The sequence below is a fragment of the Ignavibacteria bacterium genome, assembly GCA_017302895.1.
In the GTDB taxonomy this organism is placed as follows: Bacteria; Bacteroidota; Ignavibacteria; order Ignavibacteriales; family Ignavibacteriaceae; genus UTCHB3.
Genome location: JAFLBV010000002.1, coordinates 509,085 through 527,681 on the forward strand (window position 1 = coordinate 509,085; position 18,597 = coordinate 527,681).

An 18,597-nucleotide genomic window follows, 5' to 3' on the forward strand; every position below is an offset into this window, starting at 1 on the left:
GATGTTTGATTTCGAATTCTATTACAAAGACCTGATTGAGATCCTGAAAAAGGATATCAAAGACGATATCAAACTTTCAATTGTTCTTGGTTCGGGTCTGGGTAAATTCCCGGAAACAATTAATATTATTAAGACCTGGGATGGTGATTCACTTCCAAACTATCCCCGTTCCACAGTCGAAGGTCACTCAGGGAAACTTATCCTTGGCGAAATAAACGGGAAAAAGTGTCTCGTATTCCAGGGGCGTTTCCATTTTTATGAGGGCTACCAGCTCTATGAGACCATCGTCCCTTCAATTATTACAAAAGGTCTGGGTATCCCCTATCTTTTGCTTACAAATGCCGCAGGCGGCGTCGACTACGCCTTCGAACCGGGCGACTTGATGCTTTGCACTTCATTCATCGGGATCAACATCAAAAATGAAATCAACGAGGTGATGCGGGCTGCCACTCCCGATCAAAAAAACATGTTCCTGAAAACTCCCGATCCCGATTTTAACGATATTATTATCTGGTCGGCACTCGAGGAAAAGGTTCACTTGAAAGAGGGCATCTACTGGTATAACAAGGGTCCGACTTACGAAACCCCTGCTGAAATTCGAATGGTGGACAAATTTGGTGCCCATGCGGTAGGAATGTCAACTGTTGCAGAAGCTTACTGGGCTTCAGCCAATGGCATAAAGGTAAGTTGTATTTCTTGTATAACGAACTACGCTGCAGGTCTTTCGCCTCACAAACTGAGTCATGAAGATGTGACTGTTGCAGCAAAACTTGTTGAGAACAAATTCAACAGACTTGTTCAAAGAATTGTCGAGTATTTTTAGAAAAATCTGGTTATCAGAAAAGCAGAATAGAGAATTGCTGTCTCACTTCTCAACCGGTTACCGGTGAGTTGAAAAAGATTCTCTTTTCTGAACTTGGCTAACTCTTTTTTGCTAAGACCTCCCTCGGGACCAGTAACGAGAATGTAGTTTACTCCCCTTTCAGGCTGGAAACCGGCAAAACTGTTTTCAGCCTCCAAATCAAATCCAATCACCTCTCTCCCCGTTTTGAAAAGTTCATCAAATTTACTTACTGAGCGTAATTCCACAGTAAAAGGATTAAAAGACTGCTTGGATGCGGATATCGCAATCTTTTCCCATCTGTCGAGTTTGAATCCTTTCCCTACGCAATTGTCAGATTCGAAGAATACGAATTTTGTAAATCCCGTCTCAACAAGTTTTTCGATAACCAGTTCAATTTTATCGCTGTTTTTCAGTCTCGGAATCGCAATCTCTATATTCGAGAGTTTATTCAGACACTCAAATTTGTCAAGTGGCATCACTTTGATCAAATCATCTGACTCTGAAATTATTTCTACTTTTAAAATAATACCGTCACCGGAAGTCACATGAATGATATCGCCCGCCTTATGACGCATTACCTTTGTTATATGCCTGATATCGCTTCCGGTGAGAACCAGGTTCCCTCCGTCCTCCATTCCGATGTTACACCGGAAGAGTTCCTGACCCGCGAAATGACTCATATATTACTGGAAATAGTATCTGACACCAATTGCGCCGTTAAAATCGAATTGAGTGTCGGGAATCAGATCGAGTAAAGGCACGATCTCAACAAAAAGATCAACAGGAGCTTTGGGGAACTGATAGGCTATTCCAACAGGGACCCTTACCCCAAATCTGCTCTTGTCCTGCAATTTCAGTCTTCCACCAAAACCGAAATAAACGGGCAGTTTTCCTGTTTTAACATTAAAAAAGGAGTTGTCATGATAGAGATAATCGGCATGAATATGAAGTGCTGCAACTTTCTTAAAAGACCAGGCAACAGCGGCATCTATGGCATTGTTTTCATTTAGAAAATATTTACCAGACAGCCCTGTCGGTTCCCCGACTATAATCCCCAGTCCGAACCCTGAATTTTGTGAAAAAATATTTACAGATGTAAAAATCAAACAGATCGCTAAAAATCTGAATATTTTCATGTTTTGATTCCTTACTTTGTTATTTTCAATTTTCAAAATTACGAAAAATATATTTGACAGCCTTTTTATCAAACAAATAGACAAAGCAAATGTTTTCCACCGAAAAGTATATTTCATTCAGTGAGTGTGATCCGGCAGGTATAATGTTTTTTTCCCGTGCATTTGAAATAGCTCATATTGCTTATGAACAGTTTTTGTATAACAATGGACTGGGGAGCTATTTTGAAGGGAAAGGGGTGATAATCCCCTTGGTTCACGCAGAAGCAGACTATAAAATTCCGCTAAAAGCGGGTAGCAGAGTGACTGTTATGGTGAAACTGGGCGAGATAAAGGAAAATTCATTCTCTCTTGCCTACAATATCTATAACTCTGCGAATGAGATTGCAATAAAGGTAAAAACAGTACATGTAATGTTCATGCCGGAGGAAAACAGGAAGTGCGGTGTACCTGAGGATTTACGAAATGCCCTGATTAAACTCGAACTTTAGCGTTCGAACAGAATTTCTCTCGATCTTACAGGATCGTATTTACCGATTGCAGATACCGGGATTTCATCAACAATGCGGTAATATTTGGGGATTTTATGTGCCGACATCCTGCCCTTTAAGAATTTGTGGAACTCCATTATATCAAACTCCTCCACGGTTTTTAGCAAAGCTGATACCGCCTCACCCCATTTTTCGTTTGTGACTGAGAAAACAAAGACTTCGATAATACCCGAATACTCTTTTATTGCTGCCTCCACCTCAAGAGGATCCACATTTATTCCACCTGAGATTATGAAACGACTCATCCTGCCGGTAATCGAGAAAGAACCATCATCAAAGATCATGGCTTCGTCACCTGTATGATAAGTATCATCTATCTTCCTCGAGGCAGTAAGCCCGGGGTCGTCAAGGTATCTGTCGAATAGCTGATCACTTTTTACTGTGAGCTCTCCGTTATCCAGATCGACTCTTACTCCTTTCAGAGGTTTATAGTCACCTTGATGCCCTGTTTTTTTTGATTCCAAATCGCGCCCGGCAATAAAAGCAGCAGTTTCACTCGAACCGTAAACTTTGTAAAGCCTCAGTTTGCGGTCGATTGAATCCTTTAAAAGTTTATCATCGATTGCACTGCCACCAACAAGAATCATTTTGTAACTTGTTTGTGACAAACTGATGTTTTCGATGTACCCTTTTAACTGTGTCGCAACAAATGATACCAGATTTGGTTTACGGATTTCAGCTTCATAGAATTCAGGGTTTTCCGGGTTGTTTGAGGTGGTAAGCACCAGATTTACTCCCCCGACAATCGAACGCATAAGAATGGAAAATCCAGAAATATGGTATATTGGCAGGCTTAGCAACCATTTATCCTCTACTTTTAATTGGCACGCGAGATTGCTCCTTCTGGCTGCATTCATCAATGAATCAAATGTGTGGACTACCGCCTTGGGCTTGCCTGAACTGCCCGAAGTGAGAATCACAACCGCATCATCATCCAAAACGGGATTCAGAGTATCTTCAAAGCTGGTCAAAACGAGTAAACCTTTAGTGATCACTCCCCCGGGTTTGAATCTCGAAAGTAATTCCCTGAACTCATTTTCAGTCACCGATGGAGAAACCAAGAGAGGAAGTAGACCGTTAGACCAGGATAAGAAGATCGAAAAGATGCACTGAAGAGGATTTTCTTCCCGGATGAAAACAAGTCTGTTTTTGAGATCCCGCTCAGACCTTTGTGTAGTGTAGTCCGATAGCTTTTCAGTGGAAAAAATGAAATAGCCCTCTTCCAAAACCGAACCACCCAAAATCAGTTTCCGCAATTTTTCAGACTTTAAAGAATGTACCATACTTGCAGGAGATTCGATCACGAGGGTATGGAAAAGCTTTAAAATTTTACTTTTTGCCACAACGGTCATTTAATAATCCTTAGAGACAGAGACCGAGAGAGAACAGAAACCCAAAAAGTGCGGATATTTTAGCCGAAAGCTCCAGAGCTGAATTCAGTTCCGAACCTTTAAGGCTCAGCAACATCAGTATCGCTTTATATGCGAAAGGGAGGGTTAAATAAGGGAGAAATACCCAGTAGGTCAGATCATAGTAGAGATACATGATTAGAGGCACTGAAAATGAGGAAACAAGTAGAATAAAATATTCTGCCAGCGCGAAATTCTTCCCAAGCAGCACAGCGAGAGTTTTCTTTCCGGCTTTTTTATCCTGATCCACATCTCTATAATTGTTTACAACCAGTATATTCGTGACCAAGGCTCCCACAGGTATCGACGAAATCAGGGCCTGACTTGTGATGGTATGGGTATTAATAAAATATGTCCCTACAGTGCCCACAAAACCGTAGAAAAGGAAAACAAAAAGATCACCCAGCCCGTTGTAAGCAAATGGAAACGGTCCGGCAGTGTACATAAATCCTGCAATTATGGAGAGAATACCTATCGCTAAAATAAGCGGACCACCAAGGTAGACAAGATACAACCCCAGAATGAAAGCCAGTCCGAATGTAAGGTAAATAGCAAGTTTCATCTCCCCGACCGAAACCCATCCTTCATTCAAAGCTCTTTGGGGACCCACCCTTTCTTTGGTGTCTGCACCTTTGAGGTGATCATAAAGATCGTTTGTAAAATTCGTTGCAATCTGGATCAGTATTGAACAAATCAAAGCAACAAAAGCCGCAACAAGATGGTACTCCTTCTCTGCAACCGCCAGTGAGGTACCAACAATCACCGGGACGAATGCGGCAAGAAGAGTTTTAGGTCTTGCCGCCAGAATCCAGACATTCAATTTACTCATAAATTCTACGGCAGTTTGGGAAATTTATTGAAATCGGGCTTTCTCTTCTCCAAGTAAGCTTTTTTACCTTCCTGAGCTTCCTCGGTCATGTAATATAGAAGTGTTGCGTTTCCGGCAAGTTCCTGAATACCCTGTTGTCCGTCGAGCTCGGCATTGAATGCGGATTTTAACAAACGGATGGATAGGGGGCTTTTTTCAAGAATCTCTCTCGCCCACTGAACTCCTTCAGCCTCAAGTTCTTCGACGGGTACAACTTTGTTCACGAGTCCCATTTCATATGCCTCAGCTGCATTGTACTGGCGGCAAAGATACCAGATTTCACGGGCTCTTTTCTGTCCGACAAGTCTGGCAAGATAGGATGCACCAAAACCACCATCGAAACTTCCGACCTTCGGACCGGTCTGCCCGAATATCGCATTATCAGCGGCTATGGTGAGGTCACAAACCACATGGAGAACATGACCGCCACCAATTGCGTAACCGGCCACGAGGGCTATTACAGGCTTTGGGATACTTCGTATCATTTTCTGCAAATCAAGCACATTAAGTCTCGGAACTCCATCTGAACCGATGTAACCCTGATCTCCTCTGATCCTCTGATCACCACCCGAACAGAAAGCGTATTTGCCATCCTCGGCAGGCCCCTTGCCTGTCAATAGAATGACACCGATCTCCTGATCCTCTCTGGCATCAACAAAGGCATTGTACATTTCTATTACAGTGTCAGGACGGAATGCATTTCGTACCTCAGGTCTGTTGATGGTAATTTTTGCAATGCCTTCAGCTTTTTCGTAAATGATGTCTTTATAATTTCCGGTCTGTTTCCATTCAATCAGCATAAAATTTCCAAATGGTTTTAGTTCAATTCAGTTAAAAAATTTTCTATCAAACGGGCGGTCTCTTCCGGTTTCTCCAAATAAAGAGTATGCCACGCTCCTTCTATAACAAAATGTTTAAATTTATTGTTCAACCTGATGACACGGTTCCCTATTTCACAATATTTTTCATCATTCCCGCCGGAGATCAGAAGTCCCGGAAGCGTTGATTCTCTCAATAGTGGTTGAAGTGGTTCCTGAATACCGAGCCCGGAATGTAACAAATACTTCTGCAGCACCTCGGTATTATTCTTAAGCCTTCTTTTCCTGTACTCTTCATTGAACTCTGGTGAAAGATACTTCAATCCCTCAAACAGGTCAAGATTTAGCCAGTTTTCGACCCACTCGTCAATTCCATGTTCAGCAATCATTTTCGCATGATGGATATCACCTTCCCGTCTATCCTGTCTCATCGCTTTATCCGGAATACCGGGAGTGGTGGAAATGGCGACAAATCCTGCTTGTGATTTTACCAGATTATGGGCGGTGATGTAGTAAACAAGTCTTCCTCCCGCAGAGTAACCGCAGATGACCGGTGATTTAATACTTAAGCAATCAATCAGACTCGATATTAATCCACCAAGTCCCTCGAAAGTGTAAAAAGCGCTATCCGATGTAAACTCAGACTGCCCGCAGCCGGGCAGGTCAATCAGCAGGTAATTCTGTTTTTCACCGAGTACTTCAACGAACGGTTCCCAGTCAGCGGAACTGCCACCAAAACCGTGGATTAAGACAAGAGTATGCCTGCTTCCCCTCTCCTCATATTTGTAAAAACACTTGATTCCGTTATAATCGTAAAACATTGCCTAATTAATTTTAAGTGAATATAAAAATCCTGTTAGTACCCTGCCGAGGTCGTACAATGTGGTTATGCTGATATTCCTCATATCGTCATTCAATGTATGCCAGTAGTTTCTTCGGGGATTGGCGGAATTGGCTCCAACCAGTCCGGCATCAATTATGTTCAAAGTCTTGATGCCTGATTCATTTAACGGGATATGGTCATCATATATCGGTTGTGAGACAAAATCCTTGAATCTTGTGTTACCTGAACTCTGGGCATATTGCCAAAGCAATTCCACTACATCCCCTGCATACTGCATCGAAGCCGGCTCCCGCATATAAACAGCTTCCATATCACCAACAAGATCGAGCAGAATCCCGAATTTTGGCTTTACAGGCAGAGGATAATTGGAGGCAAAGTGTTTTGAACCGAGACAATATCCCTCGAGACTGTTCGAAAGTCCATAATCTTCCCCGTCGAACAGTACAATATCGACACCGAATTCCAGTTTGTTTTTTCCGATTACATTTGCCAGTTCAAGTAAGACTCCGGTACCACTGGCGCCGTCATTGGCTCCGGGAATCGGAGTTTTGTGTTTACTGCTGTCAACTTCTTTATCAGCATGGGGTCTGCTGTCCCAGTGAGCACAAAGCAGCACTCTCTTAGTGGCATCAGGATTAAAACTTCCGATGATATTTGTAAACTTCAATTTGTCTCCCCATGGGACAACAGCTTCAAAGTCCTGAACTGTAACTTTCGCTCCCGATTTTTGCAGCCGCTCGATAAGATACTTTTTTGCATTCTCCCAGGAAGGAAGTCCCGAAACCCTCGGACCAAATTCTGTCTGTCTTTTTACATACTCGTAAACATTTAGACTGTCATAAACCGGCATATTATCTCTTTTTTGAATTTCAAATTGAGGCGGTTGAACGGCGGGAGGTTCTTCTTTTTTCTTGCAGGAAGTAAAAATAAATGCGAAAAGAATCAATGCTACTGTTACTTTCCCAAAATTCATAATTTCACCTCAATTATTCTGTGCAATTATTTCACAAATGGCGTCCTGAAAACCTCTTGCTTTTGAGGAACTGCCGGGAAAGTTCTGCATCATTATAGAGAACGAAATCATATCTCCACTTTTTGCTCTTAAATAACCCGAGAGGCTGCTCACTCCTGAAAGTGTGCCCGTTTTTGCATGGAGATTGTTGTAGCACAATCCTGTTTTCATTCTTGAAGCCAGAGTACCATCCACCCCTGCGATTGGTAATGAATTGTAGTAAATATCGAACAGTTCACCGCCTGTTTCGTAAATTTTGTTTGTGAGAGCCAGTAGAAGAGAGGCACTGACAACATTGTATCGGGAGACACCTGAACCATCCGACAGTCTGTAATCTGCCGGATTCTTCCCCGCCCACTTTATGATACTGTCCTGGTATTTCTTTCCGTCAGCGAAAGAGACATTTTTGTTTCTTGAAATACCACCTAACGCAAGAAGCACCATTTCAGCATACAGATTATCACTTTTTTTGTTTAACTGATTAATCAATTTTGAATAAGGATGCTGAAACTCATACAGTTGAGTCATCTTGTAGTCGTGGTAGATGATTCTTGCTTTCCCTGAAACCTTGATTCCGCCCCTCTCAAGTTTTTCTTTCAGAAGGGTTGCGAAATAGAATTCCGGTTGCCAGACATTAAATATATAGACTGCCGGCTGGGAACCGTAACTCATTTTACCCTTTACAAAAATTTTATTTGTTCTCTCGAGGTAATCACGCCAGACTCTTAAATCAGTTCCATCATTGCTCATCGATGCGGAATTTACAATTTCAAAATAATTAGTTACCGGATAAACGGAAACATGAGGTCTTCCACCCCCAGCAACCGGCGAAACGGTAACTTTCACTGTGTTTCCGTAAATATTCAGAGCTGACATAAAAGGTGAAGTTACGGCACCGTCGTCATCCCACATCCAGCCCTCACCCCAAAAAAGAGAGTCTTTGTATGAAACATCAAGCAAAATATCTCCCTTTATCTCTTTTATGCCAAAAGCACTTAGCAGGTCATAGCATTTATTCAGACTGTCCATCTTGAAGTCAGGGTCACCATATCCCACAATTACAATATCGCCATTCAAAACTGAATTTTCTATCTGACCGGTGTACCCAATTTTTGTTTTGAAAGTGTAGTCTTTTCCGAGATATACAAGCCCTGCAATTGAAGTGATAACCTTCATGTTGGATGCCGGGTTCATCAATTTAAGCCGGTCACGGGAATACAACGACTTTTTCTGCGATAGATTGTAAACTTCGATCCCCGCATTACAGGAGGTGAAAAAGGTATCATTAAGAATGGTATTTAACTCTGAGAGGAATTTCTCCTCCTGAGCTGAGACCCTGGTGAATGAAAGACACATCACCAAAAAGAAAAACTTTATAGATATTTTAGTATACAATTTCTGTCCTCAGTGCAATTTCTTCCAAAACTGATGAAACTTTTATACATTTTAAATACTCTCCCTTAAAAACAACCGCCTTCCCTTCGCTGTGAGCCTTCATAGTCAAATAAACTGCCCTCGCAGAGGAACAATTCAGGGCTTTTATCAGTTGTCCTATTACTTCCTCAAAGGAATGAAAGTCATCATTGTATAAAATGACCCTCGCAGCATATTTCGAGGAAGAGCCCGAGTCGATGTCCTCGGATATCTCAGGTGATTGAACTTCCTGACCTTCGGTTCCTGGATTTCCTCCAAAAATGGTCAAGATTCTTTCAAATTTGGTCATTTTATTTCAGATATTTCGTAGTAAAATAATTTAAAACATAAAACGGTAATTTAAAGAAAAAACCATCATCTTTCTTATTTTTGTAAGTCATTCCTTAACAAATTCATACAATACGGAGGTCAAATGAAAATAGCTGTTTGCGTCAGCAATGTACCCGATACAGCTACCAAAATAAAGATTGCTGCCGGCGGTAAAGAGATCGATAAAACCGGTGTATCTTTTATAGTTAATCCCTACGACGAGTTCGCCATTGAAGAGGCAGTTAAAACCAAAGAGAAATTCGGTGGTGAGACTGTTGTTATCAGTGTCGGTGATGACTCAAACAAGGCGATTATGACGAAAGCATTAGCCATGGGAATTGATTCCGGCTTGCTTTTAAAAACACAGGATACACTCGACTCTAACGGTGTGGCAACACTTCTTGCAGAGGAAATCAAAGCGAGCGGATACGATATTGTATTCATGGGCAAACAGTCTGTAGATTATGATACTTCGATGGTGGGACAACTCGCCGCTGCAAAAGCCGGCTTGAATTGCATAACTGTCTGCGTGTCGTTGAATATTGAAAATGGCTCTGTTACTGCGGAAAGAGAGATTGAAGGCGGAAGAGAAGTAGTAAAATCGTCCCTTCCTGTCGTGATAACTGCTCAAAAAGGGCTGAATGATCCAAGATATCCAAATCTCAAAGGGATTATGGATGCCAAAAGGAAAAAACTTGAAGAGAGACCTGTCACCGCACCTGCCCCGTTGGTGGAAGTGGTTGAAATGTTTCTCCCAAATCCAAAAGCACCCGGGAGAATTCTTGGAACCGATTCATCAGCAGTACCCGAACTGGTACGCCTTTTAAGAGAAGAAGCAAAAGTTATCTAAGGAGATTATTTATGTCAAAAATGATTTTAGCAGTTATTGAACAAAGAGATGGAAAAATAAAGAAATCCGGGTTGGAAGCAGCTTCAAAAGCCTCTGTGCTGGCTGCAACTTTCGGATGTGAAGCCCTGGCTGTAATCCCTGCGGCTTCTGTTGAGAACTCTCAATTACTGTCACAGTATGGTATCAAAAAAGCCGTTACCCTCTCTGATCCGGCTTTCGAGAAATATTCGCCGTCTGGATATGCCCAATCGATCGTCGATTATGCAAAAGGATGTGGAGCCGATACTCTGATTTTCGCAAACACCGCAATGGGAAAAGATCTTGCACCCAGAGTTGCAGCAGGTTTGAATGCTGCAATTATTTCTGATGCCACCTCTCTCGAAGTTGAAGGCGGTGAACTGATTGCCGTAAGACCCGTATTTGCAGGAAAGGCTTTACAAAAAGTAAAATCTGCTGCCGGTGTCAAGGTGTTTACACTTCGTCCGAATGTATTTCCTTTAGTTGATTCCCCGGTAGAGACAGTTTTTGAGACTGTTACGCTTTCAGGTTCTGATCTCTCGACCATCGTGAGCGAGATCAAAAAATCTGAAGGCAAACTTGATGTCGCTGAAGCAAATATCATCGTTTCAGGCGGAAGAGGTTTGAAAGAATCAGGCAATTTCCATATGGTGGAAGAACTTGCAGAGGTTTTGGGTGCCGCAGTGGGTGCCTCAAGAGCAGTAGTTGATGCAGGCTGGAGACCTCACGGTGAACAAGTGGGCCAGACGGGTAAAACTGTGACTCCTTCTCTTTATATTGCATGTGGGATTTCCGGTGCCATTCAGCATCTTGCAGGCATGGCTTCTTCAAAGTATATTGTCGCTATTAACAAAGACAAGGATGCACCGATCTTCACTATTGCAGACTATGGTATAGTCGGCGATGTTTTCGAAGTATTGCCTGCATTAAAAGACGAGTTAAAGAAAGTGATCGCAAATTGAACAAAATAGAATGTGAAGTTCTCGGTATTTCTACAAGTCCGGCAGGCGGAGGAGCTTTTGTTTTGCTTCTTAAAGAAGTGGATGGAGAGCGTAAACTGCCAATTATCATCGGACACTTCGAAGCTCAGTCGATTGCCTTTGTAATTGAACGGCAGGCTCTGGAAAGACCAAATACTTACGATCTATTGAAATCTGTGATTGATAACCTCGGCGCTTCTGTCGTCGAGGTTGTCATTCATGAACTCCTCCAAAACACATATTATGCCAATATCGTACTCGATGTATCCGGTTTTACTAATGAAGTTGATGCCCGTCCCTCGGATGCAATCAATCTCGCAATCAGATGTCAGGTACCAATTTATGTCGCTGAAAAAGTGATGGATGAGGCGGGATTTTATCCGGCAAAAGAAACACCCAAGGATGATGAATCAGGCGATCCTTCTGAAAGATCAACAATCAGGGAAACCAAACTTGCGGCACTCCAGGACAGACTCAGGGAATTGCTCGAAAATGAAGATTATGAACAGGCTGCAAAAGTACGCGATGAGATTAATAAACTCGGAGGGAAGAGTAACTGAGCAATTCATGAAAACAGGAAATCCTCCTCAATCATGGCGAAAAAAGGGAAATCAAAATATTTCGTTGATTAGTTTCCCAACCCATCAGGCAAAACAGAAACCTGAAAAGTCTCTCCTATTCTGAAAAGACCTTCTCTCCAATCAAACACTGGTCACATTTGTCTTTGGAACATTTGTTTCTGAAGAGTTCCAGCATTCCTTGATAGATCAGTGGTCCATGCTTGTGTGAATCCAGATTCAAAGCTGAAGACACTTCACTAACAAGTGTGTTATCGATTTCCATATCCACTTCACTAAACAGTTTCAATGTTTTAGCCGCAAATTTATGCTTGCCAAACAACTCGTAATAGATATAAAGTATCGGAAGTACCACATTAAGCACCATTTCGTCAGCACGGTTTTTTCCGACAAAGAAATTTATATACGGCTTGGCTTCCGTATCGAACATATAGTGCCGGCTCCAGTATCCATGTCCTTTTGTTACAAAGATGCTTCTTATGCAAACTTTTAGAGTGTTAAGATTGTGAATGTCGATAAATTTACGGTGTAATCCGCCGATCAGATTATGATTAATAATTTCATTCAGAAGTCTCACACCACCAGCAAGGCGCACAGTTGGATAATTTTGAGGTCTCATACGATAAAATGACCAGTCTTCCGAAGAAAAAGTCTTTCCATCGTATATCTCTTCAAGCTCGAGCCACTTTTCATGCAGCGATCTGATGTAACCTGAAGTTTCCTCTGACTCCCCTTTATGCGTTAACTCAAGCAAACCGGACACATGGAAGAAGAGTGCTTCAGCATTGTGAATAAAATCTGCATCCTGCCCCAGTGTTTTCAGATATTTTAATTCGACAGCCTTCGCAAGTCTTAGCATAATCTCTTTGTTTCGGGAGTAGCCCAAAGCCTCAAATATCCCTTCATAGAATAACTGTTCCCATACGGCTTTGTTATTCATTTCCTTTCGTGTCAGTTTTCTTTCAAGATACTCAAGTGGTACATCGTATCCATGTTCAGGTTCACATATCTTCATCTCCTCAAGGAAAAGTATCTCCTTCATCCTGTATGCCACTTTTTCACATTTTCGCTTGAACCGCTCAATTCCGAGTCTCTTCAAAAATTGAAGTTTTTCTTCCTCTGTAACAAGCAGAGTCAACTGTTTGCACGAAATTTTATTGATACTGCTTAATCTGAAATTTGCTATCTGCTTTCGGAGCGATGTACTTAAAGATTGATCAATAAAATCAATTACACTTATGGAGGGGACTTTTCTGCCGTCTTTGGTTGTAACAAAAATTCGCTGATCAGAATCGTCAAGAATTACATGAAGGATAACTTTGTTAAACTTTGGATTTTTTGAGTGACCGTGATTTTTCCAGTCGGTATGAAAATTGTCTATTTCGATATCACCGACAAATGTCAGACTGCCTATTTGGATATGAGCATTCCTGAAATCAGGACCTCCCAGTTCAGTGGATTCAACACCCCTGTCGAGAACACGAATCCTCTCGCCATCTCTTGTATAAATATCAGACTTGAACTCCTGATTTTTCCAAATTTCATAAATCAGTTTTTCGGGTAATGCAGCAGTTTTCATTCTCTCTCCATCGAAATACGATAATAGCCGACAGTATTATCTATCAATTATTAGAATATATTCCCATTTACGAGAAATATATCTTTCCTCCGGCTTACTATACCGGGTTAATTACTCTTTGATTACTCTCCTGTTGATCACACGCTTTCAGAAATTTGATTCACTTCTCTGTTAAGTTTTTGAAGTTCGTCAAATGCAGATGAAGCAAAATCTTCTTCTTGTGATGCGTAAATGATATTTCTGCTGGAATTAATCAGAAAATTTCTGTGTCCTGCAGAATTAAATATTGAAGCGACCTCACCGGCACTGCCACCTTGCGCTCCGACGCCCGGCACTAGAACCGTGGTACCTTTCAAATCAACAATATCTTCCTTCAAGTTTTCGATCCTTGTTGCTCCAAAAACTGTGCCAAGTTGATTTGCCGGGTACCAGCTTTTGATTTTTCGCAGCACAGATTTATAGAGAGCTGTTCCGTCGCTCAACAACATTTTTTCAAAATCTTCCGAACCTTTGTTCGAGGTGAGTACGAGTATGAAATTAATTTTCCCTTCGTACTCAAAAAATGGATCAAGGGAATCCTTCCCCATATACGGAGCCAGGGTTGAACAATCGAATCCCAGTTCATCGAAGATTGCTTTGGCATACATCATGGAAGTATTTCCGATGTCCCCCCTTTTGGCATCTCCAATTATCAGTACATCCTCACTCCTGGAGCGGATTAACTCCACAGTTTTCCTTAAAACCTTAAAACCTTCCATTCCATGACTTTCATAAAAGGCAAAATTAAGCTTGTATGCTGCGGCTTCAGTTATTGTTGATTCAACAATTAGTCTGTTAAATTCATACAGAGGATTTAAAGATTTTCTAACAACAGCAGGGATTTTTTTGATGTCGGTATCCAAACCAACGCAGATATGTTTTCCCTGTTTTACAAGTGCTTCCAGTTTTTCAAACGAATTCATTCACCACCTCAATTAATTGCGTGACGGCTTTTGGCTATGTTAAATACAATTCCGAGCATAATAAAATTTGACAGAAGTGACGACCCCCCATAGCTAACGAAAGGCAACGGAATTCCGATAACAGGAACTATTCCAATAACCATTCCGATATTGATGGCAAAATGTATCACAAAAATTGATAGTATTCCTACAACGACCAGACTGAAAAAGTCACTCTTTGTTTCACTTGCTATCTTGAGGATTCTGAGAAATATTAGCACGAATAATGAAATCACTGCAATCGTGCCTAAAAAGCCGAATTCCTCTCCCACCACGCAGAAAATAAAGTCCGACCACAATTCGGGTATGAACTGTAACTGAGTCTGGCTGCCCGACATGAATCCCTTGCCCCAAAGTCCTCCGGAGCCTATGGCTATCTGCGCCTGAATGGCATTATAACCTGCACCAAGTGGATCTGAGTTCGGATCGACAAATGTAAGAATTCTCTTTTTTTGGTGAGGGCTCAGGATGTTAAAGAAATACTTTACAAAGAATGCCGAAGCAAAATTTACACCCAGAAGGGCTGTTGTGATGAAAATATTTTTTTTAAATACAAACAGAAAAGCAATAACAACAGCAAATGCGCCTGCAATGTACCAAACCCCGAACAGGGAACTGATCATTACTAGAGGTGGAGCTAGAACGACAAACAAACCAAATGCACTTATTCCCCGCCAAAAAAGCAGGGTAAGGATCATCCCAAAATAAACCAGCGAACTTCCCAGATCGGGCTCAAGCATTATCAGAGCAACAGGAAAAAGTCCGATTGCCAGATATTTCAAAATTACTTTTATATCCTCGATATCATTCCCTTTTTCTTCCAGAAATGATGCCAGGGCAAGAAGTGTTGCAATTTTCGAAAATTCAGCCGGCTGGAGATTCAGAGGGCCCAAACTTATCCAAGCTTTGGCACCACCAATTGTTTTACCAAAGATGAGTACTGCTATCAGCAAAAAGATGCTTAACCCGTAAGCCCATGGGATTGCAGTTCTTATAAGTGTGCTGGGAAGGTTATAGATTACAACAAAAATTATGATTGAGAGAACAAGAGCAACTATCTGTTTTTCAAAATTGTTTCGAACCTGGGTTACATTCTGAGTTGAACTGTAAATCGCCAGTAACCCGAATGTTAAAAGAATAATAACAGCACCAAAAATCAGGAAATCGAATCTCCCGGATATTTTCCCGCCTAACTTCATCTAATCCCCGTTTTCAATGTTAGTGAGAAGTTGGGTTGTATCCCCTGATTTTGAAGGTTTTTTCGGTTTCTCTTCCTTTTCTTTCTGTTTTATTACTCCTGAAGAACGAAGATATGCAAGAATGACCTGTTCAGCCACCGGTGCAGCCACATCAGCTCCGTAACCTGCATTTTCAAAAAGAACTGCGACTGCTATTTTGGGATCATCATAGGGGGCAAACCCGACAAACAGTGAGTGGTTTCTCCCGTGGATATTCTGCACTGTTCCTGTCTTGCCCGCTATTACCACATCGGTACTCCGGATGTTCTTGGCAGTTCCCCCGCCACCATTGACCACGAGCCACATCCCTTTTTTGATAATCCTTACATTGCTCTCACTGACTCCGGTATTGATTTCTTCGAACCGGAAAGGAACAAATTTTCTCTTCTCATCGAGATAGCCTTTAACAAGATGAGGGACAAATGACTTGCCGTTGTTTGCAACAATTGCGGTCATCAGAGCCAGTTGAAGCGGTGTCATACTCACCTCGCCCTGTCCGATACCAACACTAACCAAAATACCTTTGGGCCAGCCTTTCCCGTATATTTTTTCATAATACTGAGTGGAGGGTATCAAACCTTTAGATTCTTCCAGAAGATCAATTCCTGTCTTGGTTCCAATCCGGAATTTCTTTGCAAATTCATTAAGACGGTCCACTCCAATTTCAAAAATCAATTTGTAGAAAAACACATTGCATGAACCCTCAAGCGCCCTGTAAACTGTTGTCGCGCCATGAGCACCGTGGCACTTGAATGTTCTGTTTCCATAGGTGAATGATCCGGGGCAGTAAATTGTGCTGTTTTCGTTTAACACACCGAGTTCCAGCGCACACAAAGCCACAATTACTTTAAATGTGGACCCGGGAGAATGGGTTGACATGGTAGCTCTGTTAAACTGCGGTTTAAGTGGATTTGAAATCAGTTCCCTCATATAATCTGCGGGAGTAATATCGGAAAACTTCGAAAGGTCGTATCCGGGTGAGCTTGAAAACGCCAGTATCTCACCTGACGAAGGTTCTATTGCAACTATCGCTCCGCTCCTTCCGTGCATCACCTGTTCGGCAGTAAGTTGAGCGGCAGAGTCAAGAGAAAGTACGAGGTCTTTCCCCTTTATCGAAGGTTTGTCGGCATTCCCTTCCTTAAATCTTGCAATTTTCTTCCTTGATGCATTTACAAGAATGTAGTTGTACCCCTTTTCACCGCGAAGGTAGGTTTCATAGCTCTTTTCAATACCATTCATGCCGATGTTATCACCAAGAGTATAGAAGCTGTCTTTTTTCAAGTCGTTATCGTTCGTCTCTTTTAGATAACCAAGGACATGGGATGCACCAAAAATATTTGTGTAACCCCGCTTTATTTCGATTATGTAATCGACTCCGGGGAATCGTTCAGAATTCTCTTCCAGCCAACCGATTTCCTGAAATGTAGCACCCTTCTTGATACGGACAGGTTGATACTTCCCGTATTTTTTGTGCTTCAGAAGTATGCGTGAAATAGTGTCTTTGGGAAGTTGGAGGAGCGATTCGAGCATCGAATTTTTCGTGGTGTCGTATTCGTAAGGAGTAATTCTTACAGTGTACGACGGCACATTGTCAACCAACAATCTAAAATTACGGTCATAAAGAACACCCCTGAGGGGCATCTGTTCAATCGCCTTAATACTGTTGTCGGTAGATTTATTTTCAAATTTACTGTTGAAAACTATCTGCATCTGAAATAGCTTTAAACCGTAAACAAGAAAAAGACCTAGTATAATAGAGGCGAGCACAGTCTTTCTTGTCGAGGAAAGTAGTGTCATTCCAGCCAGTCACCTTTTTTTGTTGGAGTTGCAAAGATCCAAATTGCGCTTATGAATCCTGTGTAAAGTGCGGGAGTAATTCCCTGCTCAAAAATAAGTTTAAGAAGATTATTATTCAGGTCGAAATTTGTTACCAGAGCGAAAGTTGAAGAGTTGATGAAGGCTGCAAGCAGAATTATAAATATAAATCTGTAGGACTTTAAATTAATGTCAATTCTGTTTGTACTGAAGTAACCTGCTACGAATCCCGCGACAGTTTTGGCAAGAGCAGCACTTCCCAGTAAATTTCCTGTAACAAGGTCAAATATCAGCCCGGCACCAAATCCAAACACCGTACCCGGTATCTGTCCCTGTTTCACTGCATAGTAAACTACAAGTATCAGGATAAGGTCCGGAACTATGGTTTCAATTGAAATAAGGGGAACGAAAACGACCTGCACAAACAGAAGAGGTATTAGATATAAAACCGGAAGAAGGTACTTGAAATATTTGTTATTTGTCATTTCGTCTTCAGATAATTCAGTTCGTAATTGTCCACTTTTTTACTCTGCACCATACGCATAACAAACACATTCAGGGTACTGTTCAGATCGACATACGGATCGATGAGGATATCGTTGAACAAACCGCTCTCGGGATTCAATATCTTAACAACTTCTCCTACCGGCAAATTTATTCCGATTAATGAACTGATTTCAGAAGTGATAATTCTCTCCCCTTTCTTCAATTGCAAGGTTTTTGGAATCCCTTGCATAATCAGTTCTGTGCCGTTCCACTTGAGGATACCGGGGGTTCCCGAATTCAACAATTTCACGATGATTTTCAGATTGACATTTTTGTAAGTTCTTACGATCGAGTAGTTTTCTGTGGAAGTGTAGACGATTCCCAGAAGTCCGTTGTGCGATATCACGGGCATCCCGGGTTTTACAGAATCTTTTGTACCTTTATTGATGGTGAAATTAACCTGATCTGCAAGGTATGATTTGGAAATGACTTCTGAGGCTATCAATTCGTATGAGCTCGTATCCTGAAATGCAAGCATTTCTCTCAACTCACTGTTTTCCAGACCGAACTCCCGCAACTGATTATTTTCGAGCATCAACTCCGCATTTCTTCGCCTGAGTTCCTCATTGTCGGACCGGAGATCAGTGATGAAATTGACATATCCAAATACCCCGGAAACTCTCGAGAAAGTCGATAAAGCGAGTGCTCTAAGCTTCTGTGTCGATTCGGATTCACTTAACGACATCAGAAAAAATGAAATGATTATGAGAATTATCAGGATTAGATAAGACTTGAAAGATTGAAAAAGTGAATAGAAAAATTCTCTCATT

Annotated in this window: 20 protein-coding genes; 5 read left to right on the top strand and 15 right to left on the bottom strand. The window is 41.6% G+C overall.

Going from position 1 to position 18,597, the window contains the following annotated elements:
• The first annotated feature begins 1 nt into the window (after position 1).
• Positions 2-823, top strand: a complete 822-nt coding sequence (locus J0L60_09830; GenBank protein ID MBN8546415.1) for a purine-nucleoside phosphorylase — start codon at positions 2-4, stop codon at positions 821-823.
• Here J0L60_09830 and J0L60_09835 read toward each other — a convergent pair.
• Together J0L60_09835 and J0L60_09840 are read right to left on the bottom strand one after the other, a co-directional pair.
• A complete protein-coding gene (locus J0L60_09835) occupies positions 820-1,524 on the bottom strand; it encodes a 16S rRNA (uracil(1498)-N(3))-methyltransferase (GenBank protein ID MBN8546416.1) in 705 nt (234 codons plus the stop codon). The genes J0L60_09830 and J0L60_09835 overlap by 4 nt on opposite strands.
• A 3-nt stretch (positions 1,525-1,527) precedes the next feature.
• The gene (locus tag J0L60_09840) at positions 1,528-1,980 is read right to left on the bottom strand and encodes a hypothetical protein (protein MBN8546417.1); all 453 of its coding nucleotides are present in this window, start codon (positions 1,978-1,980) and stop codon (positions 1,528-1,530) included.
• An 89-nt stretch (positions 1,981-2,069) separates the two neighbouring features.
• Here J0L60_09840 and J0L60_09845 point away from each other — a divergent pair, with 89 nt between their 5' ends.
• Positions 2,070-2,468: an acyl-CoA thioesterase gene (locus tag J0L60_09845; protein MBN8546418.1), complete on the top strand. Its 399-nt coding sequence runs from the start codon at positions 2,070-2,072 to the stop codon at positions 2,466-2,468.
• On the opposite strand, the gene J0L60_09850 is transcribed toward J0L60_09845, so the two are convergent.
• The 7 genes from J0L60_09850 to J0L60_09880 are packed head-to-tail and all read right to left on the bottom strand — an operon-like array spanning position 2,465 to position 9,202.
• Positions 2,465-3,880 (bottom strand): AMP-binding protein, encoded by a 1,416-nt coding sequence (locus J0L60_09850; protein ID MBN8546419.1) that lies wholly within the window; start codon positions 3,878-3,880, stop codon positions 2,465-2,467. The two genes, J0L60_09845 and J0L60_09850, sit on opposite strands and share 4 nt — an antisense overlap.
• Before the next feature lie 10 nt (positions 3,881-3,890).
• On the bottom strand, positions 3,891-4,766 hold the full coding sequence (locus J0L60_09855; protein ID MBN8546420.1) for a 1,4-dihydroxy-2-naphthoate polyprenyltransferase: 876 nt from the start codon (positions 4,764-4,766) through the stop codon (positions 3,891-3,893).
• Positions 4,767-4,771: 5 nt separating this feature from the next.
• Positions 4,772-5,605: a 1,4-dihydroxy-2-naphthoyl-CoA synthase gene (menB, locus tag J0L60_09860; protein ID MBN8546421.1), complete on the bottom strand. Its 834-nt coding sequence runs from the start codon at positions 5,603-5,605 to the stop codon at positions 4,772-4,774.
• Positions 5,606-5,622: 17 nt separating this feature from the next.
• Positions 5,623-6,444 (bottom strand): alpha/beta fold hydrolase, encoded by an 822-nt coding sequence (locus J0L60_09865; GenBank protein ID MBN8546422.1) that lies wholly within the window; start codon positions 6,442-6,444, stop codon positions 5,623-5,625.
• Positions 6,445-6,447: 3 nt separating this feature from the next.
• On the bottom strand, positions 6,448-7,440 hold the full coding sequence (locus tag J0L60_09870) for a M28 family peptidase (protein MBN8546423.1): 993 nt from the start codon (positions 7,438-7,440) through the stop codon (positions 6,448-6,450).
• 9 nt (positions 7,441-7,449) lie between these two features.
• Positions 7,450-8,874, bottom strand: coding sequence for a D-alanyl-D-alanine carboxypeptidase/D-alanyl-D-alanine-endopeptidase (dacB, locus tag J0L60_09875; GenBank protein MBN8546424.1), 1,425 nt, complete (start codon positions 8,872-8,874; stop codon positions 7,450-7,452).
• Positions 8,864-9,202, bottom strand: coding sequence for an ATP-dependent Clp protease adaptor ClpS (locus J0L60_09880; GenBank protein ID MBN8546425.1), 339 nt, complete (start codon positions 9,200-9,202; stop codon positions 8,864-8,866). The genes dacB and J0L60_09880 overlap by 11 nt, the downstream gene beginning before the upstream one ends.
• A gap of 123 nt (positions 9,203-9,325) precedes the next feature.
• Here J0L60_09880 and J0L60_09885 point away from each other — a divergent pair, with 123 nt between their 5' ends.
• From J0L60_09885 to J0L60_09895, 3 genes are read left to right on the top strand one after another with little or no spacing between them, the layout of a single operon-like run.
• The gene (locus J0L60_09885) at positions 9,326-10,072 is read left to right on the top strand and encodes an electron transfer flavoprotein subunit beta/FixA family protein (protein MBN8546426.1); all 747 of its coding nucleotides are present in this window, start codon (positions 9,326-9,328) and stop codon (positions 10,070-10,072) included.
• A gap of 11 nt (positions 10,073-10,083) precedes the next feature.
• On the top strand, positions 10,084-11,052 hold the full coding sequence (locus J0L60_09890; protein MBN8546427.1) for an electron transfer flavoprotein subunit alpha/FixB family protein: 969 nt from the start codon (positions 10,084-10,086) through the stop codon (positions 11,050-11,052).
• Entirely contained in the window at positions 11,049-11,630 is a 582-nt protein-coding gene (locus J0L60_09895; protein MBN8546428.1) for a bifunctional nuclease family protein, read from the top strand. Before J0L60_09890 ends, J0L60_09895 begins: the two co-directional genes overlap by 4 nt.
• A 115-nt stretch (positions 11,631-11,745) precedes the next feature.
• On the opposite strand, the gene J0L60_09900 is transcribed toward J0L60_09895, so the two are convergent.
• The 6 genes from J0L60_09900 to J0L60_09925 all read right to left on the bottom strand — a co-directional run bounded on the left by J0L60_09900 (position 11,746) and on the right by J0L60_09925 (position 18,596).
• Positions 11,746-13,227, bottom strand: a complete 1,482-nt coding sequence (locus tag J0L60_09900) for a DUF2851 family protein (GenBank protein ID MBN8546429.1) — start codon at positions 13,225-13,227, stop codon at positions 11,746-11,748.
• Between the two features lie 137 nt (positions 13,228-13,364).
• Positions 13,365-14,189 carry an orotidine-5'-phosphate decarboxylase gene (gene pyrF / locus J0L60_09905; protein ID MBN8546430.1) on the bottom strand — a complete coding sequence of 275 codons (825 nt, stop codon included), beginning with the start codon at positions 14,187-14,189 and terminating at the stop codon, positions 13,365-13,367.
• An 8-nt stretch (positions 14,190-14,197) separates the two neighbouring features.
• The gene (gene rodA / locus J0L60_09910; protein MBN8546431.1) at positions 14,198-15,427 is read right to left on the bottom strand and encodes a rod shape-determining protein RodA; all 1,230 of its coding nucleotides are present in this window, start codon (positions 15,425-15,427) and stop codon (positions 14,198-14,200) included.
• On the bottom strand, positions 15,428-17,263 hold the full coding sequence (gene mrdA / locus J0L60_09915) for a penicillin-binding protein 2 (GenBank protein MBN8546432.1): 1,836 nt from the start codon (positions 17,261-17,263) through the stop codon (positions 15,428-15,430).
• Positions 17,260-17,766 carry a rod shape-determining protein MreD gene (mreD, locus tag J0L60_09920; GenBank protein MBN8546433.1) on the bottom strand — a complete coding sequence of 169 codons (507 nt, stop codon included), beginning with the start codon at positions 17,764-17,766 and terminating at the stop codon, positions 17,260-17,262. The genes mrdA and mreD overlap by 4 nt, the downstream gene beginning before the upstream one ends.
• On the bottom strand, positions 17,763-18,596 hold the full coding sequence (locus J0L60_09925; GenBank protein MBN8546434.1) for a rod shape-determining protein MreC: 834 nt from the start codon (positions 18,594-18,596) through the stop codon (positions 17,763-17,765). The genes mreD and J0L60_09925 overlap by 4 nt, the downstream gene beginning before the upstream one ends.
• Between the last annotated feature and the right edge of the window lies 1 nt (position 18,597).